The organism is Pelagibius sp., from assembly GCF_965227505.1.
In the GTDB taxonomy this organism is placed as follows: Bacteria; Pseudomonadota; Alphaproteobacteria; order Kiloniellales; family Kiloniellaceae; genus Pelagibius.
This window is the reverse complement of the sequence record NZ_OZ245757.1, coordinates 869,335-891,855: the sequence shown is the minus strand read 5'-3', so window position 1 is coordinate 891,855 and position 22,521 is coordinate 869,335. Positions and strand designations below refer to the sequence as shown.

The following is a 22,521-nucleotide window of genomic DNA, read 5'->3' as shown; positions in this document are numbered from 1 at the left end:
GACTCTCGGAAGGGAGGTCACCATGAGCAGCTGGCTGCCAAGGGAGATCGAGGCGCAGCGCGAGGCGCTGCAGCAGGTCCTGTTGCCGATCGCGGAGGCGCGGGGCCTGCCCAATGCGGCTTACACCTCCGAGAGCTTTGCCGCGGTGGAGTGCGACCAGGTGCTGGCTCGAGGCTGGACCTGCATCGGTGTCGGCCGCTGGGTCCCGCAGCCCGGCGATCTGCGCCCGGTCCGGCTTCTCGGCCTGCCGCTGCTGATGCTGCGCGATGCCGCGGGCGGCCTGAAGGTCTTCCACAACGTCTGCAGTCACCGCGGACTGGAGCTGGTCGCCACGCCGGGGCGCTCCAAAGGGCTGATCCGCTGCCCCTATCATTCCTGGAGCTACGACCTGGACGGCAACCTCAAGGCCACGCCCTTCGTCGGCGGCCCAGGCACCCGCGACTGCCCGGGCTTCGACCGGACGCGCCACGGGCTTAAGCCGGTGCGCAGCGCCGTCTGGTGCGACGCGGTCTTCGTCGACCTTTCCGGCGAGGCGGAGGATTTCGAGACCTTCATCGCGCCCCTGGCCGAGCGTTGGGGGGCTTTCGACGGCAGCCGGCTGCGCCACGGCGGCGCGGACTCAGCCTTCACGATCGAGGTCGCCTGCAACTGGAAGCTCGCGGTCGAGAACTACTGCGAGGCCTATCACCTGCCGTGGATTCACCCCAGCCTGAACCAATACTCGCGCCTGGAGGATCACTACAACATCGCTGTCGAAGGTCACATGGCGGGGCAGGGCAGCACTGCCTACCGCCCCACCTTGAGCGACGACGGCCGCGCTTTTCCCGAGCATCCGGACCTGCCGGAGACCTGGCGCGGGGCGGCGGAGTACCTGGCGCTCTTTCCCAATGTGCTCTTCGGCATTCATGCCGACCATTTCTATACCGTGGTGCTGGAACCTCTGGGGCCCGACCGCACCCGCGAGCACTTCGAGATCTACTACTTCGGCGAGGCGGCGCTGGGCGACGACCTGGCCGACCTGCGTGCCGCCAACACCCACCAGTGGCGCGGCATCTTCGAGGAGGACCGCGGCGTCGTGGAGGGGATGCAGGCCGGGCGCGCCTCGCCGGCCTTTCGCGGCGGGGTCTTCTCACCGGCTATGGATGGCCCGACCCACTGCTTCCACCAGTGGATGGCCGGCCGTTTGTTGACCTGAACGCAGATCGGGGACCGCCGGAACCTGTGGACAGCGTCCGATGTGGGGTCGTAAGCTCTCTATGAGGTTGCAACGACCACAGGAGCTTAACCCATGGCCGCTGCGAAACCGGGCCCTGGAAAGAAGCGCGCTGCTGCGGCGAAGCGTTCGCGAAAGACCGACGCGCCAAGCGGAAACCCACCCGAGGAGGAACGCGAGGTCCTGAGGGCGCTGATCATCGAGACCGCGCTCGACATCGCCGAGGATTGGGGCTGGTACGACATCCGCCTGCATCATGTGGCCGAGCGGCTGAACCTTCCGCTTGCCGCCATCCGCGCCGAGTTCCGCGACGGTGACGCAATCGCCGATGCCTGGATCGCCCGGGCCGACACGGCGATGCTCGCCGGGCAGCAGGAGGGCTTCGCGGCCTTGCCGGCTGAAGAGCGCCTGCAGATCACGCTGGAAGCCTGGCTCGATGCGCTCGCCCCGCGCCGCAAAGTGACCGCGGAGATGTTCCTGGGCAAGCTCTGGCCGGTGCATGTGCACCACAATTTGAAGCTCATCACCTGGACCTCGCGCACGGTACAATGGTGGCGCGAGGCGGCACTCCTGGACGGCAAAGGTCAGCGCCGCTCGGTCGAGGAGATGGGGATGACTTTGATTTTTCTCTCCACGCTGGCCTGTTGGTGCCGCGACCGTTCCGAGGGGCAGGAACGCAGCAAAGCCTATCTGCGGCGTAGCCTGAAGCGCGCCGATTGGCTCATGGCCCAAGCGTTTCGAACCCGGCGCAGGTTTGCCGCCTAGAGCGGCCCGGAGCGAAAGTGCTGCGAACGCACCCGCCTTTCCCCTCTGGCGTTTTTACGCGATCTGCAAAGAATTCGAAGTAATAGCGTCATCATACCGTCATCGGCTGGCTGTAGAGCTTGAGGCGTTCCGTGCAGCGCCGCAGGGCTCAGGGGGGCCTGCCTATGTCTGTGATTACCATATGTCAGTGATCAAACTGGCGCGCGTCCGTAAGTCCTTCGGCGCAAAGACGGTTCTCCAGGGTGTCGACCTGGACGTTGGTGAAGGTGAGATGGTCGGCCTGATCGGGGCCTCCGGCTCCGGAAAGTCGACTCTGATCCGCCTGATCTGCGGCCTGGAACGGATGGACCGCGACACCGACGGCCGCATCGCACTGTTCGGCAAAGACACGCAGATCAACGGTCGCTTCAGCGAGCACAGTGAAACCTTGCGCCGCGACGTCGGCGTCATCTTCCAGCAGTTCAACCTCATCAGCCGGCTGGCGCTGCTGACCAACGTGCTGGCCGGGCGGCTGGGTCGGATTCCGCGCTGGCGCGGTTCGCTCGGGCTGTTTCCGCGCCAGGACAAGGTCAAAGCGCTGCAGGCGTTGGAGCGCGTCGGCATGATCGAGCAGGCGCATCAGCGCGCTTCCACGCTCTCCGGCGGCCAGCAGCAGCGCGGCGCCATCGCCCGGGTGCTGACCCAGGAGGCACGGCTGATCCTCGCCGACGAGCCCATCGCCTCGCTGGATCCCGCCTCGGCAAAGCTTGTGATGTCGACCCTCAGGGAGATCAACCGGCAGGACAAGACGACCGTGATCGTCTCCCTGCATCAGATCGACCATGCCTTCGAGCATTGCGACCGCATCATCGCGCTGAAAGGCGGCGAGGTTATCCACAACGGGCCGACCGGCGACATCACGCCGGCCGACATTGCCGATCTCTATGGCGTTGAGACCGGCAGCCTGGACCTCATCAAGGCGCGGCCGGCCAAGCCCGCGGCGCCCGCGCCGGGCCGCCCCGGCAATGGATTGGATCATCAGGACGACCGCGCCGCCGCGAGCCTCTGAGATTCGCCTACCCAGCCTTTCGTTGCATCTGACTGACAGGAGTAAATGATGCTCAAGACCCTTACCGCATCCGCCGCCGGCATCGCGACGGCGCTTGCTCTCGGCGCCACCGCCGCCAAGGCCGAAATGCCGGAGCAGATCAACTTCGGGATCATCTCGACGGAATCGGCAACCGTGCTGGAAGCCTCCTTCACGCCTTTCCTCGAGGACATGGAAAAGTCGCTTGGCGTGACGGTGAAGCCGTTCTTCGCCTCCGACTATGCCGGTGTCATCGAGGGCATGCGCTTCGGCAAGGTGGACGTTGCCTGGTTCGGCAACAAGTCGGCCATCGAGGCCGTCGACCGCGCCGGCGGCGAGGTCTTCGCCCAGACCATCAAGGACGACGGTTCGCGCGGCTATCATTCCCTGCTGATCACCCACAAGGATTCCAAGCTGAACTCGCTGGAAGACGTGCTGGCCTGCGACCAGACCCTCAGCTTCGGCAACGGCGACCCGAACTCCACCTCCGGCTTCGCGATCCCCGGCTACTACGTCTGGGCGCTGAACAACAAGGAGCCGGAAGACTGTTTCGCGCGAGTGACCAACTCCAACCATGAAGGCAATGCCATGGCGGTGGCCAGCGGCAAGGTCGACGTGGCGACCAACAACACTGAGTCCATCTATGCGCGCCTTGCCAAGACCAACCCGGAGGCTGCCTCCAACATCAAGGAGATCTGGCGTTCGCCGATCATCCCCTCCGACCCGATGGTCTGGCGCAAGGAGCTTTCCGCCGAGGTGAAGCAGCAGATGTACTTCTTCTTCATGCAGTACGGCCGCTTCGGCGACCTGGAGAAAGTGAAACGCGAGCGCGCCGTGCTGGCCAACCTCTCCGACGGCTGGGGGCCCTTCCTGGCGTCCTCCAACGCCCAGCTTCTGGACGTGCGCCAGATCGAGGCCTTCAAGGACAAGATCAAGGCCCAGAACGCCGGTGACGAAGAGGGCGTGAAGGCCGCCGAGGCCAAGCTTGCCGAGCTGCAGGCCTATTCCGGGATCGTCGGCCAGGCCGGCTACTGATCCTTTCGTCGCGGACGGCGCGGGCGGAGTCTTCGCTCCGCCCCGCCGCTCGCGGACGCCGCCGACTTCTTTCCAAGCCAAACCAGCCGTTAGGGGCGTCCGCCCATGTCACTCGCCAGCGCCGGTCCCGCCGCCAAGCCCCTTGAGATCTCTCCCGATGTGCGCGACGCCCTGCGGCCGCGCTGGAGCGGCTTCCTCAACAAGGGCGTGATTGCGCTGGTCATCGCGGTGCTGCTGGGGGTTTCCTACTATCCGGCGGAGGTCGACCGCTGGACCTACCTGATCACCGACGCCGACAACATGGCGGTCTTCATCGGCGACTTTCTGAGGCCCGATTTCACGGACCTCGAACTCTTCGTGCTGAAGATGGTCGAGACCGTGCAGATCGCCATCTGGGGCACCTTCCTCTCGATCGTGGTCGGCGTGCCCTGCGGGCTGCTGTCATCCAACAACATCGCGCCGGTGTGGATCGTTCAGCCAATGCGCCGCCTTATGGATGCCGCCCGCGCCATCAACGAGCTGGTCTTCGCCATCCTTTTCGTCGCCGCCGTCGGCCTCGGGCCCTTTGCCGGCGTGATGGCGCTATTCATCCATAACCTGGGCGTGATCTCGAAGCTCTTCTCCGAGGCGGTGGAGGCCATCGACCCGCGCCCGGTGGAGGGCATCCGCGCCACCGGCGCCAGCCGCCTGCAGCAGGTGATCTACGGCGTCATCCCCCAGGTGCTGCCGTTGTGGAGCAGCTTCTCCCTCTACCGCTTCGAGACCCTGGTGCGCTCCGCCACGGTGCTGGGCATCGTCGGCGCCGGCGGCATCGGTTTCACCTTCTACGAGTCCTTCCGCGCCTTCCAGTACGACCGCGCCGCCGCCGTCATCATCGTGGTCGTCGTGGTGGTGTCCATCATCGATATCCTCTCCTCGCAGCTGCGCAAGCGCCTGATCTGACGCCATCGTTACAGCTTGCGCCTTGCCAAGGCGCCGTGATCGTCTGAGACTTGCGCCCAAGAACGCCGCGCCGGGACAGGTCGCGGCGCCGACAACCGGGGGCGAGGAAACGCGATGATCAGATGCGGCGTGGTCGGGCTGGGCGACATGGGCAGCGGCCTGGCGAAGAATCTCATTGCCAAGGGGCTTCGGACGGCGGGCTTCGACCTTTCGGAGCAGCGCATGGCTGCCTTTACCGAGATGGGCGGGCAGGCGGCGGAAAGTCCCGCCGATGTCGGCCGCCAGGCCGATGTGGTCTTCGTGATGGTGATGACCGGCGACCAGGCCAAGGCCGTGATCCTGGGCGACGGGCTTGCGTCCACCCTGCAGCCCGGCGCCGTGGCGATCCTCAGCGCCACCATCCGCGCGGCTGAGGCGCGGGAGATTGCCGAGGGCCTGGCCGGCAGCGGTATTGATCTGATCGACTCCCCGGTCAGCGGCGGCTTTCCCGGCGCCCAGGGCGGCACCCTCACGATGATGGCCGCCGGCTCCGACGCGGCGATGGAAAAGGCCCGACCGGCCATGGAGGCGGTGAGCAAGACCATCCACCGGGTCGGCGATACGCCCGGCATGGGCCAGACCGTCAAAGCCTGCCTGCAGTCGCTCATCGGCGGGGTCTTCTCGGCCACCTTCGAGGCGGCGGCCCTGGCGGCCAAGGCAGGCGTTCCGGGCCAGGTGCTCTACGACGTGGTCTCCACCTCCAGCGGCGGCAGCATCGCCGCCAACACGGCGCTGGAGAAGATCATCGATCGGCAGTTCGTCGGCACCGGCAGCCAGATCAGCACCATGCACAAGGACCTGACCATCAGCCTCGACCTGGCGCGGGAACTGGGCGTGCCGCTGTTCACCGCCACCGCGGCCATGCAGCTCTTCCAGGCCGGCAAGACCAAGTACCCGGAGGGCGACAACTGGATCGTCACCCGCGTGCTGGAGGAGATCGTCGGCGCCGAACTGAAGCGCTAGGGCCTGTAGCACAAGTGATAAGGTCGAAGCACAAACCCTTCGAGACGGCTCCCGGATGCGATTGAAAGGGGGCCTCCTCAGGGTGAGGCAAGGTAGTGCGGGGATTCACCTCATGCTGAGGAGCGCAGCGTCTCGAAGCACGAGGTCAGTCATCGATCCGGCAGCTTACGCGGCCTACCTGAAGAAATGGGAGGGCGAGATTTCATGAAACTGGGTGTCATCACCGACGGCATCAGCCGTGACTTCGAACACGCGCTCACCGTCATGGACGAGTTCGGTCTGGACTACGCTGAACTGCAGTTCGTCTGGGACAAGGAGGTGGGGGATCTCGACACGGCGGAGCGGGCGCGCGTCTGCGACCTTCTTGAGCGCCACGGCAAGAAGGTCTCCAACATCTGCCACCACGTCTTCGCCGGTATGCCGATGACCACCCGGCCAGGCGAGCCGCTGCACGTGAAGCACATGGACAGGCTGAAGCGCTGTATCGAGATCGCGCGGCAGGTTGGCTCACCCAAAGTGCGTATCCTGTCCGGCAAGAAGGAGACGATCCTCTGGGGCCTGCACGGCGCCGAGCAGTGGAACGTCGCCAAGGGCGCCTGGGACGCGCTGCTGCCGCTGATCGCCCCGGCCATCGAACTGGCCCGGGCGGAAGACGCGCAGCTTGTCGTCGAGACCGGCAACGGCACCATGGTAAACTCCTGCTGGACCGGCAAGCGTCTGATCGACGACCTGGGCGCCCAGGACGTGCTGACCGTGCTCTGGGACCCGGCCAACAACTGCTGGGCCCACGAGGATGCCTGGCCGGAGGGCTACGAGACCCTGGGCAGCGCCGCGCCGGGGGGCTACCTCGGCCATATGCACGTGAAAGACGTCCGGGCGGATACGCCCAAGGCAACACTGGAGGTGCGTCCCTTCGGCGAAGGCCAGCTCGCCGCCCAGTGGGAGCCCCTGGCCGCCGCGCTGAAACGCGACGGCTACGACTGCGTGATCTCCTACGAAAGCGTCTACCACCCCGGCGACGGTGACTTCGAGGCGGGTTTCCGCGGCTCCGTCGATCGCTTCAAGCAGATCTTCCAGTAAAGGTCAGGGCGCGCAGTGAACCGCCTGCGCTTCGCGGGCGACTTCCCTTCAGACGAAGCACGGGAGTCCTGCGCAGCCGATGATCGGACTTTTGAAACGGCAGCTTGAGGTCTGGCGCTGGGTGGGCGGGATCGACCTCGATCTCTCCAGCCTGCCGGTGACCATCCGTCAGGCGCCGGCACCTTTGAACGCAGCACTCCTGGTCGTTGCGGGTTTCGGCGGCTTCGCCGCCGGCGCTCTGGCGACCGCCGTGCTGCTGTCGTCCGGCGAGCTTTCTGTTGCCTCGGCGCTGCTGCTCGCGTTGCCGTCCTTGTGCATCGGCGCCGGTCTGCTGTATCTCGCCGCGCTGTCGTACCGTTCCGGGCGGGACCTCGCCTTCGCGTCCGACGGCGTGACGGTCCGCGGCCGGTGGTTCCGCCGAATGGAGAACTGGTTCGCGCCCTACAGCGCGTTCGACGGCGTAGAGGCCAGGGCACAGCGTATTCTACGCGGCAGCTACTATCGGACCTTCTACGTCATCGAACTGCGCCACCCGGAGCCGGAGAAGTCGATCCCGCTGTTCGTCTGCGCCGCCGCTGCTGGCCCCAGCGAAGAAGTTTTTCAACAAAAGGCTAAAAACTACGCACAAACACTTGATGTTGCTTCGCTTTAGGTCGATCCGCCATAGGGGGTATCAGGCCTTCTCGACCGCTACCTTGTCTCTGTAGAAAGCGACGTGGCCTTTCACCCCGGCCACCATGGGCAGCGGATCGGGGTAGTACCAGGCGGCCCGTTCCAGCAGTCGGCCGTCCACCGCAATATCGTGGTAGCTGGCCTCGCCCTTGATCGGGCAGAAGCTGTTGTGGTCGCTCGGGCGCAGCACGCCGCGGTCCACATCCTCCACCGGAAAGTAGACGACCGGTGCGTAAGTCTTGCGCGGTGAGACCTCTTCCAGGACGAGCGCACGGCTGCTCCGCGCAATGACGGTGTTGCCGACCTTCGCGACGTAGGGCGCGGGCGCCGGAGACAGCGTGGCCCGGTGGGTAGGCTCGGACATGAGGGATCTCCTGTTTTGAGCCGGGACATGTTCTAGCTGCGCGGAGTCTCCGAGAGATGTTCGCGCTCCAACTCGACGATCTCGAAGCCCTTGCCGGCCTGCACGATGGGCTGGGTCGGGCCCCGCTTGCCATGGTCGAAGACCTGGCTGACCAGAATGAAAGCGATGTCCTCAGACTCCGCATCGCGGCGAAAGGGCAGCATCAGCCGGCGGGTGTCGAGGGCGCGCCCCTTGTCCCACTGGAAACGGCTGTGGGAGAAGATCGGGCCGCGGCGCGCAATGCATTCGTCGAACAGCCCGCGGATGAAGCCGTGGTACTCGCCCTCCATGATTTCGTCCAGGCGTCGGCCGGTGAAGTCGCCGCCCCAGGCCTCCACCATGTCGGTGCCCACCAGGCGGAAACAGAGGGCGTCGTCTTCAACCCGCTCCACCAGCACCAGCGTGGACAGCGCGCGGGGAAAGGCGATCGGGTCGAAAGCCGTGCGCGGTGGCACGGCGCCGAGGGCCGCCTGTTCGCGGCACCAGGCGTCGTAGATCTCTTGCTGCCGGGGGTCCAGGGTCACGGCGGTCAGGTCTCAAGCGCGGCTGGCGACCAGCATAGAGCCAATCCACCGCCTGCGCCAAGCCGCGCGGCAAGCGGCCCGGCGCGGCGGGTTGCATCGCGCCGGCCGTTAGACGGGCAAAGTGTATCCTGTCTTCACCGTGGTGTAGAACTCAGCGGCGTAGCGGCCCTGTTCGCGCGACCCATAGCTCGATCCTTTGCGCCCGCCGAAGGGGACGTGATAGTCCACGCCTGCCGTCGGCAGGTTCACCATCACCATGCCGGCCTGCGAGTGGCGCTTGAAGTGGCTGGCATGCTTCAGGCTCGACGTGCAGATGCCGGCGGACAGGCCGAAGGCGGTGTCGTTGGCGACATCCAGGGCCTGCTCGTAGCCGTCCACGGCGATGACCGAGGCGATGGGGCCGAAGATTTCCTCCTGGTTGATGCGCATGGCGTTGTCGGTCTCGGTGAAGAGCGCCGGCTGCAGGTAGAAGCCCTGGGTCGCGCGGTTCAGGCGCTCACCGCCCCAGGCGAGCTTCGCGCCCTCGTCGCGGCCGATGTCGAGATACTTGAGATCCTGGTCGAGCTGGGACTGGTCGACCACCGGGCCCATCTGGGTTCCCTCCAGCAAGGCGTTGTCCACCTTCAGCGCCTGCATCTTCTCGACCAGGGCGTCGACGAAGGCATTGTGGATGCCTTTCTGCACCACCAGCCGCGAAGACGCCGTGCAGCGCTGGCCGGTGGAGAAGAAGGCGCCGTTGAGGGCGCAGTCCACCGCCGTGCCGAGGTCGGCGTCGTCCAACACCACCAGGGGGTTCTTGCCGCCCATCTCCAACTGCACCTTGGCGAGGCGCGCGGCGCAGTTGGCGGCGATGCGCTTGCCGGTTTCCACCGAACCGGTGAAGGAGATGGCGGCGACGTCCGGATGGTTCACCAGCGCCTCGCCGACCACCGAGCCCTTGCCCATGGCGAGGTTGAAGACACCTTCCGGCACGCCGGCGCGCTGGATGATCTCGGCCAGCGCATGGGCGGAAGCGGGGGCGATCTCCGCCGGTTTGATGACCACGCAGTTGCCGTAGGCCAACGCCGGGGCGATCTTCCAGGCCGGGATGGCGATGGGGAAATTCCAGGGCGTGATGAGGCCAACGACGCCCAGCGGCTCCCGGGTGATCTCCACGTCGATACCGGGGCGCACCGAGGCGATCTTCTCGCCGCTCTGGCGCACCACCTCGCCGGCGAAGAAGTCGAAGATCTGTCCGGCCCGCATCACCTCGCCGATGCCCTCGGGTTTGGTCTTGCCTTCCTCGCGGGCCAGCAGTTCGCCCAGTTCTTCCTTGCGGGCCATGATCTCGGCGGCCACGGCGGCCAGCATGCCGGCCCGCGCCTGGATGGAGCCGGTCGACCAGGCCGGGAAGGCGGCCTTGGCGGCGGCGACAGCGTCGTTCACCTGGCCGGCATCGGCGCGGGCGTAGCTGTCGATCACGTCGTCCAGGTCGGAGGGGTTGATATTGTCGACAGCGTCCGGGCCTTCGACCCAGGACCCGGCGATCAGGTTGTTCTGCACGATGCGATCTCCTGAAAGGATAGGGTTGCCAGAAAACAAAGTCTTTTCAGAGTCGTGGAGCCTGCGACTCTCACGTCAGGTTAGCAGTCCGCGCTGGGCCAGGTTGCGCATCAGCGCCAGGCTGCCGAAGGTCCAGGGGGCGATCTTGTCGCAGTGGTTCACCCGGTTGACGAGCGCCCCCAGCTCCTTGGAGCGAATGGTGACGATATCGCCCAGCTTGTGGGTGAAGCCTTCGCCGGGTACCTCCCGGTCCTGGACCGGTGCGAACATGGTGCCGAGAAAAAGCACAAGTCCGTCAGGGTATTGGTGGTCGGCGTTGAAGGCCTGTCGCACCAGCTCCTCGGGGCTGCGGCTGATGGCGGAGAGCGGGTAGGTGTCGGCGATGGTGAAGCCGTCCTCGCCGCTCACCTCCACTTCGATGGCGGTCCGGGTGAGGGCTGCCATATCGAAGGTCTCGTCCAGCAGGCGGATGAAGGGACCCAGCGCGCAGGAGGCGTTGTTGTCCTTGGCGCGGCCCAGCAGCAGGGCCGAGCGGCCCTCCACGTCGCGCAGGTTGACGTCGTTGCCGAGTGTGGCGCCGACGATTTCTCCGCGCCCGTTCGCCACCACGGCCACCTCGGGCTCCGGGTTGTTCCAGACCGATGTGGCGAGAATGCCGATCTCCGCCCCGCAGCCGACTGCGGACATGGGCTGGGACTTGGTGAAGATCTCCGCGTCCGGGCCGATGCCGACTTCCAGGTACTGAGACCACTGGCCGCGCTCGATGAGGCTTTCCTTCAGTCTCGCCGCTTCCGGCGAGCCCGGCTTCAGGCTGGCGAGCTGGGTGCCGATCTCGGCGGCCAGGCTCTCGCGGATGGCCTCGGCCTGGGCCGGATCGCCTTTGGCCTGTTCCTCGATCACCCGTTCCAGCATCGAGTCGACAAAGGTGACGCCGCTGGCGCGCAGGGCCTGCAGATCGCAGGGCGCGAGGAAATAGGCGATCCCCTCCCGCCGCGCATCCCAGGCGGAGTTCGACAGGATGGCTTCAAGTTCGCCGATGGCCGTCAGCTTGCCGCCATGAAGCGCCGCGCGGATGCGTTCGGTCATCTCCTCCAGGTCGAGCAACGCCGAGACGGTGGGCGCGAGCGCAGAGAGGTCGTGCACCACGTCGTCCGCCAGCACCACCGGGCTCGGCCCGGCGGGCGTGCCGGGCAGCCAGGCCCGCCCGACCAGCAGGCCTGAAGTCTTGTCGTCGGGCAGGATGAAGTCGGCGGAAAGGTCCATCGGGCAGATCTCGCTGAAGGCATCTTTGGAACCGGCGCTCTTGAAGCGGGGCGCCGTGAGGAGACCGGCACTTTAGAACCTTCGCCGGGCAGTTTGAACCTTTGTCCTGCGGCGGCGACGGCCGGGCGTCGGATCGGCGCAATTCGATGAAAAAATCTCTGGAAATTTCACGGCGAGAGAGGCAGTTTGATTTATCGAGAGTTTGCATCGGGAGCGGGCAGGGTGAGCCAGGGCAACGGTCGACAGGACCTCATGGTCGCGAAGGACGCGGCGGCCCTGACAGGCGCGCTCGCCTCCGGCGTGGGGCGGGATCTTCGGGCCCTGCGCAAGTCCCGCGGGCTGACGCTTTCCGAACTTGCGGCCGAAGTCGGCCGCTCGGTGGGCTTCCTGAGCCAGGTGGAGCGGGGGCTCTCGGAACTGTCCATCAGCGACCTGCGGCGGCTGGCCGGCGCCCTGGGCGCGCCGCTGTCGTGGTTTTTCGTGCATGAGGGCGTGCCGCCGGAGGAACGCGGCATCGTCGTGCGGTCCAGTGCCCGCCGCCCCTTGGGGCTGGCGGCGGACGGCCTGACCGAAGAGCTGCTGTCGCCGGACCTGGGCGGTGCCTTCGAAGTGATCCGCAGCCTTTTCGAGCCCGGCGCCGAGCTGAAGGAGCCGGCCCAGCGCGATACGGAGGAGACGGGCTACGTCGTCTCCGGCGCGCTGGACCTCTGGATCGACGGGCGGCAGTTCCGCCTGAAGGCCGGGGACAGCTTTCGCATCGAACGCGAACCCTTTCGCTGGCGCAACCCCGGGCGGGTGCGCGCCGAGGTGATCTGGGTGATCGCGCCGCCAATCTACTGAGCCGCCATTTTCTTGAGCTTTCTTGGAAGCGGCCGTCCGAAGGGGAGAGAGTCATGTCAGATCTGCCCAGCCATGCCAGGGTTGTCATCATCGGGGGCGGCGCCGTCGGGGCCTCGACGCTCTATCACCTGGCCAAGATGGGCTGCAGCGACGCGGTGCTGCTGGAAAAGAACGAGCTGACCTCCGGCTCCACCTGGCACGCGGCCGGCAACTGCCCGACCTTCTCGGGCAGCTGGAACATGATGAAGCTGCAGCGCTACTCGGCGGAGCTCTTCGCGCGCCTGGCCGACGACGTCGACTACCCGATGAACTATCACCGTACCGGCTCCATCCGCATCGCCCAGTCTGAAGACCGCATGGCGGAGTTCCGCCACGTCGCCTCCATGGCCGGCTATCAGGGCATGGACTACGAGGTGCTGGGGGTGAACGAGGTGAAGGACCGCTATCCCTTCCTGGAACTGCATGACCTGAAGGGGGGGCTCTGGGACCCCATGGACGGCGACATCGATCCGGCGCAGCTCACCCAGGCTTACGCCAAGGGCGCCCGCGACCTGGGCGCCAAGGTGGTCCGCTTCTGTGCCGTCACCGGGCTCTCGCAGCTGCCGTCGGGCGAATGGAAGGTGGAGAGCGAGAAGGGCAGCATCATCGCCGAGAAGGTGGTGAATGCCGCCGGCTACCGCGCCGCGGAGATCGGCCGCATGGTGGGCCGGGACGTGCCCACCGTCGCGATGTCGCATCAGTATCTGGTGACCGAGGAGATCCCTGAGCTGGCGACCCTCGACCACAAGGTCCCGCTGCTGCGCGACCCGGACGACAGCTACTACCTGCGCCAGGAGGGCAAGGGCCTGATCCTCGGTCCCTACGAGTGGCAGGCGACACCCCACTGGCTGGACGGCATGCCCGACGACTTCTCCTTCCAGCTCTACCCGGACGATCTGGACCGGCTGGAGTGGTACATCGAGCAGGCCTGCGCGCGCGTGCCGATGCTGGGCAGCGCCGGCGTGCAGCGGGTGATCAACGGGCCGATCCCCTATACGCCGGACGGCAACCCGCTGGTCGGTCCGGCGCCGGGCCTCACCAACTTCTACGAGGCCTGCGTCTTCTCCTTCGGTATCGCCCAGTCCGGCGGTGCCGGCAAAACCATGGCGGAGTGGATCGTCGAGGGCGAGCCGGAGTGGGATCTCTGGGTCATCGATCCGCGCCGCTACACCGACTTCGCCACCAAGCGCTACGTGGTCGACAAGGCGGTCGAGTTCTACCAGCACGAATACGCCATGCACTTCCCGCACGAGGAACGTCCCGCCGGCCGCCCGGCCAAGGTCTCGCCGCTCTACGAGAGACTGAAGGCCAAGGGTGCGGTCTTCGGCGCCCGCGGCGGCTGGGAGCGGGCGGTCTGGTTCGCGGAGCCCGGGGCGCAGCCCAAGGGCGACCTGACCCTGGCGCGGGAGGGCAACTGGTATCCCGCCGTCGCCGCCGAGAGCAGGGCGGTGGCCGAGGCCGTCGGCATCCTCGACCTGCCGGGCTTCGCGCGCTTCGAAGTGAAGGGGCCGGGCACGGCGGACTGGCTGGACGGCCTGGTGGCCGGGGCCCTGCCCAAGGTGGGGCGCATCTCCCTCGGCTACTTCTGTTCGCCGCGCGGCGGCGTGGTCACCGAGATGACTTTGACCCGCCTGGGCGAGGACCACTTCTGGCTGATCTCGGCCGCCGCTGGGGAGTGGCACGACGAGGACTGGCTCAGGAGCCACCGGCCGGCCGACGCTGCCTTTACCCTGGAAAACATCACCAGCCGCTGGAGCACCCTGGTGCTGGCGGGCCCCAGAGCGCGCGATGTGCTGGGGCCGGTAACGGAGAGCGATCTCTCCAACGGGGCCTTCCCCTGGCTCTCCGTACAGTCCATTGAGGTCGCACAGGCAAGGGGATTTGCCATCCGCGTGAACTACGTCGGCGAACTGGGCTGGGAGCTGCACCTGCCCATCGAGACCGTGGCGCCGGTCTATGACCTGCTGTGGCAGGCGGGCGAAGCCCACGGCATCCGCGACTTCGGCATGTACGCCATGGACTCCCTGCGCCTGGAAAAGGGCTACATGGCCTGGAAGCAGGATCTCGCCAGCGAGTACTCGCCGCTGATGGGCGCCCTCGACCGCTTCGTGAAGCTGGACAAGGCGCAGTTCGTCGGGCGGGAGGCGCTGCTGACGGAAAAGCAGGCCGGCCCCCGCGAGCGCTTCGTGCCGCTGCTGGTGGAGGCGAAGGACTCCGACGCGCCCTTCTGCGCCACGGTCTGGAAGGGCGAGCGCCGGGTCGGTCTCGTCACCTCGGGCGGCTACGGCCACCGCATCGAGAAATCGATCGCCCTGGCCTATGTGCAGACGGACCTGGCCACAGAAGGCGAGGCCCTGGAGGTGGAGATCTACGGCGAGCGCTGCCCGGCGCGGGTCGGCACGTCGCCGCTCTTCGACCCCAAGAACGAACGGCTGCGGGCCTGAGCGGAGAAGCGGGAGGGGAACCATGAGCGAGCTTCCAACCAAGGCCCGCGCGGTCATCATCGGCGGCGGCGTCATCGGCTGTTCCGTCGCCTATCATCTGGCCAAGCTCGGCTGGCAGGACGTGGTGCTGCTGGAGCGCAAGCAGCTGACCTGCGGTACCACCTGGCATGCCGCCGGGCTGATCGGCCAGCTGCGGGCCACCATGAACATGACCCAGCTCGCCAAGTACTCCGCCGAGCTTTACGGCACGCTGGAGGCGGAGACAGGCGTGGCCACCGGCTTCAAGCAGAACGGCTCCCTCTCCGTCGCCCTCACCGGGGAGCGCCTGGAGGAACTGAAACGCGGCGCCTCCATGGCCAAGACCTTCGGGCTGGAAGTGGAGGTGCTGACGCCGGAGGAGGTGAATGCGGCCTACCCGCTGTTGTCGCTGGAGGGGGTTACCGGCGGCGTCTTCCTGCCCAAGGACGGCCAGGCCGACCCGGCCAACATCGCCCTCGCGCTCGCCAAGGGCGCGCGGCAGAAGGGCGTGAAGGTCTTCGAGCAGACCAAGGTGACCGCCATCGAACAGGGGGGCGGTCGCGTCACCGGCGTGGTCACCGACAAGGGCCGCATCGAGGCGGAGGCGGTGGTGAACTGCGCCGGCATGTGGGGGCGCGAAGTCGGCCGCATGGCCGGCGTCGACGTGCCGCTGCAGGCCTGCGAGCACTTCTACATCGTCACCGAGAACGTTCCCGACCTGCCGCGCGACCTGCCGGTGCTGCGCATTCCCGACGAGTGCGCCTACTACAAGGAAGACGCCGGCAAGATCCTGCTCGGCGCCTTCGAGCCGCTGGCCAAGCCCTGGGGCATGGAGGGGATCGCCGAGGACTTCTGCTTCGACCAGCTGCCGGAGGACTTCGACCACTTCGCACCGATCCTGGAGGATGCCGTCGCGCGCCTGCCGATCCTGGAGACCGCGGGCATCCACACCTTCTTCAACGGGCCGGAGAGCTTCACCCCGGACGACCGCTATCTGCTGGGCGAGGCGCCGGAGCTGCGCAATTTCTTCGTCGCCGCCGGCTTCAACTCCGTCGGCATCCAGTCCGCCGGCGGGGCGGGCAAGGCGTTGGCGGAGTGGATGGACGCCGGCGAGCCGCCCTTCGACCTCTGGGACGTCGACATCCGCAGGATGCAGCCTTTCCAGAACAACCGTACCTACCTCTACGAGCGCGCCAAGGAGAGCCTCGGCCTGCTCTACGCCGACCACTTTCCCTACCGCCAGTTCGCCACGGCGCGGGGCGTGCGCCACAGCCCGCTGCACGAGCGCCTGGCCGAGCGCGGCGCCTGCTTCGGCGAGGTGGCGGGCTGGGAGAGGGCCAACTGGTTCCTGCCGCCGGAGGCGAAAGCCGCCGGCGAGACGGCGGACTACCGCTACTCCTGGAAGCGGCAGAACTGGTTCGACTACGCCGCGCAGGAGCACCGCGCGGTGCGCGAGGGTGTCGGGCTTTTTGACATGTCGTCCTTCGCCAAGATCCGGGTCGAAGGCCGCGACGCCGAGGCGGTGCTGCAGCGGGTCTGCGCCAACGACGTCGCGGTGCCGGTGGGCAAGATCGTCTACACCCAGTGGCTGAACGGGCGCGGCGGCATCGAAGCCGACCTCACCGTTACCCGCCTCTCGGAGACCGCCTTTCTGGTCATCACCGGCGCTGCCGTCGGACGGCGCGACCTGACCTGGCTGAAGCGCCACATCCCCGAAGACGCCCACTGCATCGCCACCGAGGTGACGGCGGCCGAAGCCGTGCTCTGCGTCATGGGGCCGAAGGCGCGCGCCCTGCTGCAACCGCTCACCGCCACCGACCTTTCCAACGGCGCTTTCCCTTTCGCGACGATGCAGGAGATCGAGATCGGTGCCGCCCTGGCCCGCGCCCACCGCATCACTTATGTGGGCGAACTGGGCTGGGAGCTCTATGTCTCGGTCGATATGGCGCGCCACGTCTTCGACACCATCCTGGCGGCGGGCGAACCGCAGGGGCTGAAACTCTGCGGCATGCACGTGCTGGACTCCTGCCGCATGGAAAAGGCCTTCCGCCACTTCGGCCACGACATCTCCGACGAGGACCACGTGCTGGAGGCGGGCCTGGGCTTCGCCGTGAAGCCGGACAAGCCGGCCTCGCGCTTCGGCGACTTCCTGGGCCGCGAGGCGGTGCTGCGCAAGAAGCAACTCGGCCTTTCCAAGCGCCTGCTCCAGTTCAAGCTGGAGGACCCGGAGCCGCTGCTCTATCACAACGAGCCGATCTGGCGCGACGGGCGCATCGCCGGCTACCTGACCTCGGGCAACTACGGCCACCACCTGGGCGCCGCCATCGGCCTCGGCTACGTCGCCTGCGAGGTGACCGAGAACGCCGAGGCCGTGCTGGGCTCGCGCTACGAAATCGAGGTCGCCGGCGAACGCGTCCCGGCGCTGGCCAGCCTCAAGCCGCTCTACGACCCCAAGAGCGAGCGGGTGAGGGGGTAGGGGCGACTCTCTCGGACAGTTCTCCGCACCTTTCGTAGTCTCTGGCTCGAATGCGATAGATGTTTAGCTGCTGGGCAGCGTAGGCGGATCAAGTGGCGGTAGGCGGCGCATGCTGCGGCATTCCGCGATGTTGCCCTCGACCCAGGTTCGTAGACCGTCCGGATTCCCCAAGTGCGCAACCGCCTGTTTGCAGAACCTTTTCAGGCTCATGTCCGCCTTGGTTTCGCCTTCCTCATTGGCGACGTAGCTCAAGAGCTTTTCGGCTTGATCGCGTTGCCCATTCAAAGCCGCCAGCATGCCGAGGTGTACGTCCGGCCATCCACCCGGTCGCGTGAACTGCTTGTGGTTCTCGAGAAGGCCATCGTACGCGTCTTTCAGTGTTCCGGTCCGGGCGCGGTAACGGTTTATGGCTTCGATGGCTGTATCCGCCAGGGCCTCGAAATCCTCGCGGAACTGTGCTTCATCGCCATCGAACTCGGCGGCGTCCGCTTCGCGGTAGCCCCAGTCGAACGACCAGTGATCCTTCGGGTACCAGAACCACGCGACTGCGACGTTCAGGTAGGACATCTTTGAGAAGCCCGACGGCTGAAACTCGATAACGATGCCGTGCCAGCGCCGGTCGTCGTACCAGACGCGGGACCGGCCCTTCTGCTGGATGCCGAGGGGCCGCAACTTGGCCCGGGCGACGGCGTTGATGATCTTGTTGTGGGGCGACGCTGAGCTCATGCGGATCCTCTGACTCCAGTCGGCCTAAAGAAGGGCAAACTGAGGATCACGGGCTGCGCCGCGCCGCCGTGCCTCTCTGGTAGGGAATGCTCTGGTATCAAGGCACAGACCCCGGAGTGTGCTTGGTTCGGGTTATGGCTAGAACCGCCACCCGAGTTGCACCACCATGCCGTCGTCCTCGGGCCTGACGCCCAGGGCGAGACGGTCTTCTGTGGCGGGGGCGAGGAAGGCTTCGGTGGCGAAGACGGCGAGGAAGTTGCCGAGCGCCATGCCGGCCAGGACGTCGGCCGGGTGGTGCTCGCCGGCCTCCAGCCGCGCCCAGGAGGTCGTGAGGACGAGCCCGGCCAGCGCGATGTCGCTGCCGATCTCTGCGGGGCGGGAGAGGTCGTAATACGTCAGGGAGTCGCTGGTGAGCCGTGCGGCGGCGGCGGTCATGCTGGCATGGCCGGAGGGGAAGGACTCGTCGTCCTGGTCCAGCGGGCGCTCGCGGTCGGTCACGGCCTTCAGGCCGTCGGTCGCGCCGCGGGTGGCGAGCAGGGTTCCAGCGCCGACGGCAAAGCCCTTGGCCTTGGTCTCCAGCCAGGCATCCTCCGGCGCGGGGGCGGCCAGGCCGGCGGCGCCGTAAAGCACGTAGCTGCCGATGCGCAGCCCGTCGCTCACGTCGTCGGCGGTGTCGCGGGAGCCGAAGAGCGGCCGCTCCTCGTTGGCCCAGTCGGCCACGTCCTCGTCGGCGCCGCCGATCTGCAGCGCCGCGGCCCCGGCGGCGGGCAGCCAGGTGAAGGGGTCGGTGGCCGCCGTCAGGGCGGCCTCGCCGAGCCGCTCCCAGCCCGGCAGCGCCCGCGCGTCCGCCCCCCAGAAAGCCCGCTCCGGTGCGCCCGCACAGGCCGGCAGCCAGAGCAGTGCCAGCCCCAGAGCCAAAAATCGCCAAGCCGCTGTCATGGTCCGCCGCCCCTTCGTGGAACCCGTCTGTTGACATCTCTCCATCCGGGACCGCAGAGCACTCCGCGCCCCACCCGCGGATCGCCCTGCGCTCCCGACAGCCCAGCGTCTTTCAGTCTAGGGCCTTTGGCAGCCCGGCGACAGGCTTTCCGGCGGCCTTCCGGATCCCCAGCTTCAGGCTTCGTGCACGGCCGCGCCGCGCTGTGCTAGGCTTTGCGGCAAAGCGGTGGCAGGGCAAAGGCCGGGCGGCCGGCTGCGCGCCGGCCCCGCCGCGAAGATCGGGAGATGAGCCATGGGGATGGACGTACGGCAGCTGACGGAAGACGATGCCGAGAGCTATCGGGAGATCCGGCTGGAGGCGCTGGAGCGCCATCCCGAGGCCTTTCAGGCGACCTACGAGAGCGTGGCGAACCTGCCGCTGGATGCCTACCGCCAGCGCCTGCGCCGCTACGCGCTTTTCGGCGGTTTCCTCGATGGCAAGCTCTGCGGTTTCGTCGGCTTCCTCGGGCTCAAGAATCCGAAGATCAGCCACAAGGGCCTGATGTGGGGCATGTACGTGAAGGAGGATGCGCGCGGCAGCGGCCTGGCCGAGAAGATGGTCGAGGCCGTGGTGGACCACGCCCACGGCGAGGTGGAGCAACTGCTGTGTTCCGTTATCGCCGACAACGAACGCGCCAGCCGCTTCTACGAGAAGATGGGCTTCGAGCGCTACGGCACCGAACGCCGCGCCCTCAAAATCGGCGAGCGCTACTACGACGAAGAATTCCGGGTGAAGTTTCTGGGGTAGGCGCCGGAGGGCGAAATCCGAATTCAAGGCGTTCGGAGCTATGGCCTAGGTGTCAGCTCGGCGCGACAGGTTTCAGCAGATCATTGTCGGGAAGATGACCGCCTGTCTGAGTATAGTAGGCTTTTACCTCAGCGAGGCTGACTGGCGCTAACGGTTCTTCGTGATCGTAGTCGGCTGCAAACATCACGAATTCACGAATGGACGGCACCTCAAACTGCAGAATCGCAATTCCGATATCGTCGAAGTAAAGCGATCCTCCTTGCGCTTGGCCAATGCCGCTGTTCGCTTTGTCCAATTCCTCGATGAAGGACAGGATCGGCAGAGTCAGAACGTCAGTTCCGCCTAAAGTGAGGCAGGGTAGCCGCATCGGGCTTGCATGCAGCTCCTTAAGACTATCGTTGAGAAATACGCATTCCCGCCAACCATGCTCACTGCGTGTTTCGTGAAGATAGGTGCAATCTCGCCACTCATCGTCGCCGAAACACTCAACTTCGTGACGAAGGCGGCTCTCATCCGGCGGGCCGATAACTCTGCTGACTTCCGCGGTGGACATGCCAAATCGCAGCGCGCCGCAGCCATTTCTGAAGTCGATCTCCCAGTCCATGGAAGGATTCTACAGCAACCTAAGCTAACAACAAGGAACAGTTCTCCAGTGACCAAACGTCACGCTCTCAAGTTCGGCGATTGCATCTAAGTTGGGGGATTGCGGGAACGGCCTGCTGTCGTCACGTGAAACCCACGATGCAATCTACCAGGACCTTGAGACGCTGGTGCTGCCGCTTGCCGTGGGCGAGGCGACAAACCGCGCTGAGGATGTGGCCGTGACTCTGGGTTGATCGGTGCAAGGGAGTGAGGAGGCTGGAGACACGGCGCGCCTTGAGACCGTCGATGAGATCGGTTGGTTCGGATTCACGGGCGCCATCGTTGTCATGATCGCTTCCGGCGAAGCAGGAGGCGCGGCGGTCGACGTCCGGTCCGTCAGCCGGATCGGCATCGGGATTTCGGCAAGAACGCGGAGCGGATACGGGGATGCTTCTCGCGCCTTCAGGAGACGCCGTCATGGTGTTGTCGTTGTGTGGTTACTTCCGTGTTTGGCGGAACCGGGTTGCCACACTGAATTGACAAGCGTGCGAGCCCGGGCGGCGGCAGGGCCGGCCGTGCTGCGACCGTATGTGCCAAACGAAGTTTCCGGATGAAAATCTGAGACTCTCCGATGGCCAGCGGCTAAGCTGGCGGCAGCCAGAACCCCCAAAGTCTGCCGCCAGGAGAGAGCGATGTCCGGCCTGCTGAAGAACGTCGATCCCGACGGACTTCTCGAGTATTCCGTGGTCTTCACCGACCGCGCCCTGAACCACATGTCCCAGTCCTTCCAGGGGGTGATGCGCGACATCTCCGATACCCTGAAGCGGGTCTACAAGGCGGAGGCGGTGGCGGTGGTACCGGGCGGCGGCACCTACGCCATGGAGGCGGTGGCGCGCCAGTTCGCCGGCGGCAAGAAGTGCCTGGTCATCCGCAACGGCTGGTTCAGCTACCGCTGGACCCAGATCTTCGAAGCCGGCGGCATTCCCGGCGAAGCCGTCGTTCTGAAGGCCCGGCAGACGGCGCCCGGCCATCAGGCACCCTTCGCCCCGGTGCCGATCGAGGAAGCCGTGGCGGCCATCGAGGCGGAGAAGCCCGACGTCGTCTTCGCGCCGCATGTGGAAACCTCCGCCGGGATGATCCTGCCAGCGGGCTATATGAAAGCCCTGGCGGAGGCGGTCCACAAGGTCGGCGGGCTTTTCGTGCTGGACTGCATCGCCTCGGGCACCATCTGGGTCGACATGGCCGCGGTCGGGGTCGATGTCCTGATCTCGGCGCCGCAGAAGGGCTGGAGTGCCTCGCCCTGCAGCGGCCTTGTCATGATGAGCAAGGCAGCGCGGGAGCGCATCGACGGTACGACCAGTTCCAGCTTCGCCTGTGATCTGAAGAAGTGGTTGGAGATCATGGAAGCCTATGAGAAGGGCGGCCATGCCTACCACGCCACCATGCCCACCGATGCGCTCGCCGGGTTCCGCGATGCCATGCGCGAGACCGAGCTGACCGGCTTCGAGAAGGCCTGCGAGGCTCAGCAGGATTTGGGTGACCGCGTGCGCAAGCTGTTGGCCGACGCCGGCTTCAAGAGCGTGGCCGCGGAAGGTTTCGGCGCCCCCGGCGTGGTGGTCTGCTATACCGACGACCCGGATATCAAGAGCGGCAAGAAGTTCGCCGCCGAGGGCCTGCAGATCGCCGCCGGTGTGCCCCTGATGTGCGACGAGCCGGCGGACTTTCAGACCTTCCGCATCGGCCTCTTCGGTCTCGACAAGCTGGCCGATGTCGAGCGCACGGTGGCCAACCTCAGGACGGCCCTCGACAAGGTGGTGGGGACCGCAAACCTGCGGTGACGGCTGGGTGCGCGCAGTCGGTCTGGGGGCTTTGGTGCTCTGATGACCGAAGCCGGAGCAAGAGAGCAGGCAGCGCGCTTCTTGGATCACCTTGACACAATCTGTGAGGTTGGGCTGTGAGGTCGGGCTGTGAGGTCGGACCGCGGTTCGTGGCCGCTGGCCTGGTCGAGCAAACGTGATCCGGATCGCCTTTAGGTTCGTTGAGGCGGTTTTCCCCCTGTGACATTCTTGAGCTGCCGGGTTCTGGCCGTCGGGGCCAGATCCGGCAGGCAAGGAAATGAAGGGGGGCCGCATTTCGTTGCTGAACCGGGGTCACTTTTGCGCG

Annotated in this window: 20 protein-coding genes; 13 read left to right on the top strand and 7 right to left on the bottom strand. The window is 66.4% G+C overall.

Features of this window, described 5'->3' with window-relative positions:
• Positions 1-22: 22 nt before the first annotated feature.
• The 8 genes from ACO06P_RS04260 (at position 23) to ACO06P_RS04225 (ending at position 7,755) form a co-directional block, all read left to right on the top strand.
• Complete coding sequence (locus ACO06P_RS04260; protein ID WP_420348764.1) at positions 23-1,195, top strand: aromatic ring-hydroxylating oxygenase subunit alpha; 1,173 nt, start codon at positions 23-25, stop codon at positions 1,193-1,195.
• Positions 1,196-1,288: 93 nt separating this feature from the next.
• Complete coding sequence (locus ACO06P_RS04255; RefSeq protein ID WP_420348763.1) at positions 1,289-1,978, top strand: hypothetical protein; 690 nt, start codon at positions 1,289-1,291, stop codon at positions 1,976-1,978.
• 181 nt (positions 1,979-2,159) lie between these two features.
• Entirely contained in the window at positions 2,160-3,026 is an 867-nt protein-coding gene (phnC, locus tag ACO06P_RS04250) for a phosphonate ABC transporter ATP-binding protein (RefSeq protein WP_420348762.1), read from the top strand.
• A gap of 48 nt (positions 3,027-3,074) precedes the next feature.
• The gene (gene phnD, locus ACO06P_RS04245) at positions 3,075-4,079 is read left to right on the top strand and encodes a phosphonate ABC transporter substrate-binding protein (protein WP_420348761.1); all 1,005 of its coding nucleotides are present in this window, start codon (positions 3,075-3,077) and stop codon (positions 4,077-4,079) included.
• Positions 4,080-4,184: 105 nt separating this feature from the next.
• Positions 4,185-5,021, top strand: coding sequence for a phosphonate ABC transporter, permease protein PhnE (gene phnE / locus ACO06P_RS04240; RefSeq protein ID WP_420348760.1), 837 nt, complete (start codon positions 4,185-4,187; stop codon positions 5,019-5,021).
• A gap of 114 nt (positions 5,022-5,135) precedes the next feature.
• Complete coding sequence (locus ACO06P_RS04235; RefSeq protein WP_421938170.1) at positions 5,136-6,023, top strand: NAD(P)-dependent oxidoreductase; 888 nt, start codon at positions 5,136-5,138, stop codon at positions 6,021-6,023.
• Positions 6,024-6,227: 204 nt separating this feature from the next.
• The gene (locus ACO06P_RS04230; RefSeq protein WP_420348759.1) at positions 6,228-7,103 is read left to right on the top strand and encodes a sugar phosphate isomerase/epimerase family protein; all 876 of its coding nucleotides are present in this window, start codon (positions 6,228-6,230) and stop codon (positions 7,101-7,103) included.
• Positions 7,104-7,182: 79 nt separating this feature from the next.
• The gene (locus ACO06P_RS04225; RefSeq protein WP_420348758.1) at positions 7,183-7,755 is read left to right on the top strand and encodes a hypothetical protein; all 573 of its coding nucleotides are present in this window, start codon (positions 7,183-7,185) and stop codon (positions 7,753-7,755) included.
• A gap of 21 nt (positions 7,756-7,776) precedes the next feature.
• Here ACO06P_RS04225 and ACO06P_RS04220 read toward each other — a convergent pair whose 3' ends face one another.
• The 4 genes from ACO06P_RS04220 to ACO06P_RS04205 all read right to left on the bottom strand — a co-directional run bounded on the left by ACO06P_RS04220 (position 7,777) and on the right by ACO06P_RS04205 (position 11,507).
• Complete coding sequence (locus ACO06P_RS04220; RefSeq protein ID WP_420348757.1) at positions 7,777-8,139, bottom strand: DUF427 domain-containing protein; 363 nt, start codon at positions 8,137-8,139, stop codon at positions 7,777-7,779.
• A 32-nt stretch (positions 8,140-8,171) separates the two neighbouring features.
• On the bottom strand, positions 8,172-8,702 hold the full coding sequence (locus tag ACO06P_RS04215) for a PAS domain-containing protein (RefSeq protein ID WP_420348756.1): 531 nt from the start codon (positions 8,700-8,702) through the stop codon (positions 8,172-8,174).
• Positions 8,703-8,810: 108 nt separating this feature from the next.
• Positions 8,811-10,244, bottom strand: coding sequence for an aldehyde dehydrogenase family protein (locus tag ACO06P_RS04210; RefSeq protein WP_420348755.1), 1,434 nt, complete (start codon positions 10,242-10,244; stop codon positions 8,811-8,813).
• A gap of 75 nt (positions 10,245-10,319) precedes the next feature.
• Positions 10,320-11,507 (bottom strand): fumarylacetoacetate hydrolase family protein, encoded by a 1,188-nt coding sequence (locus ACO06P_RS04205; RefSeq protein ID WP_420348754.1) that lies wholly within the window; start codon positions 11,505-11,507, stop codon positions 10,320-10,322.
• Between the two features lie 222 nt (positions 11,508-11,729).
• Here ACO06P_RS04205 and ACO06P_RS04200 point away from each other — a divergent pair, with 222 nt between their 5' ends.
• Genes ACO06P_RS04200 through ACO06P_RS04190 form a run of 3 tightly spaced genes read left to right on the top strand, consistent with a single transcriptional unit; the run spans position 11,730 to position 17,324 of the window.
• Positions 11,730-12,347, top strand: a complete 618-nt coding sequence (locus ACO06P_RS04200) for a helix-turn-helix domain-containing protein (protein ID WP_420348753.1) — start codon at positions 11,730-11,732, stop codon at positions 12,345-12,347.
• Between the two features lie 53 nt (positions 12,348-12,400).
• Positions 12,401-14,830 carry a GcvT family protein gene (locus tag ACO06P_RS04195; protein ID WP_420348752.1) on the top strand — a complete coding sequence of 810 codons (2,430 nt, stop codon included), beginning with the start codon at positions 12,401-12,403 and terminating at the stop codon, positions 14,828-14,830.
• Between the two features lie 22 nt (positions 14,831-14,852).
• Positions 14,853-17,324: a GcvT family protein gene (locus tag ACO06P_RS04190; protein WP_420348751.1), complete on the top strand. Its 2,472-nt coding sequence runs from the start codon at positions 14,853-14,855 to the stop codon at positions 17,322-17,324.
• 63 nt (positions 17,325-17,387) lie between these two features.
• On the opposite strand, the gene ACO06P_RS04185 is transcribed toward ACO06P_RS04190, so the two are convergent.
• Both ACO06P_RS04185 and ACO06P_RS04180 read right to left on the bottom strand, forming a co-directional pair.
• A complete protein-coding gene (locus ACO06P_RS04185) occupies positions 17,388-18,050 on the bottom strand; it encodes a hypothetical protein (RefSeq protein ID WP_420348750.1) in 663 nt (220 codons plus the stop codon).
• Between the two features lie 138 nt (positions 18,051-18,188).
• On the bottom strand, positions 18,189-18,989 hold the full coding sequence (locus ACO06P_RS04180; RefSeq protein ID WP_420348749.1) for a phosphatase PAP2 family protein: 801 nt from the start codon (positions 18,987-18,989) through the stop codon (positions 18,189-18,191).
• 292 nt (positions 18,990-19,281) lie between these two features.
• Here ACO06P_RS04180 and ACO06P_RS04175 point away from each other — a divergent pair, with 292 nt between their 5' ends.
• The gene (locus ACO06P_RS04175) at positions 19,282-19,776 is read left to right on the top strand and encodes a GNAT family N-acetyltransferase (RefSeq protein WP_420348748.1); all 495 of its coding nucleotides are present in this window, start codon (positions 19,282-19,284) and stop codon (positions 19,774-19,776) included.
• Between the two features lie 52 nt (positions 19,777-19,828).
• Here the strand turns inward: ACO06P_RS04175 and ACO06P_RS04170 are convergent, their stop codons facing one another.
• Positions 19,829-20,380, bottom strand: a complete 552-nt coding sequence (locus tag ACO06P_RS04170; RefSeq protein WP_420348747.1) for a hypothetical protein — start codon at positions 20,378-20,380, stop codon at positions 19,829-19,831.
• 670 nt (positions 20,381-21,050) lie between these two features.
• Here ACO06P_RS04170 and ACO06P_RS04165 point away from each other — a divergent pair.
• Entirely contained in the window at positions 21,051-22,196 is a 1,146-nt protein-coding gene (locus ACO06P_RS04165; protein ID WP_420348746.1) for an alanine--glyoxylate aminotransferase family protein, read from the top strand.
• Positions 22,197-22,521: the final 325 nt, after the last annotated feature.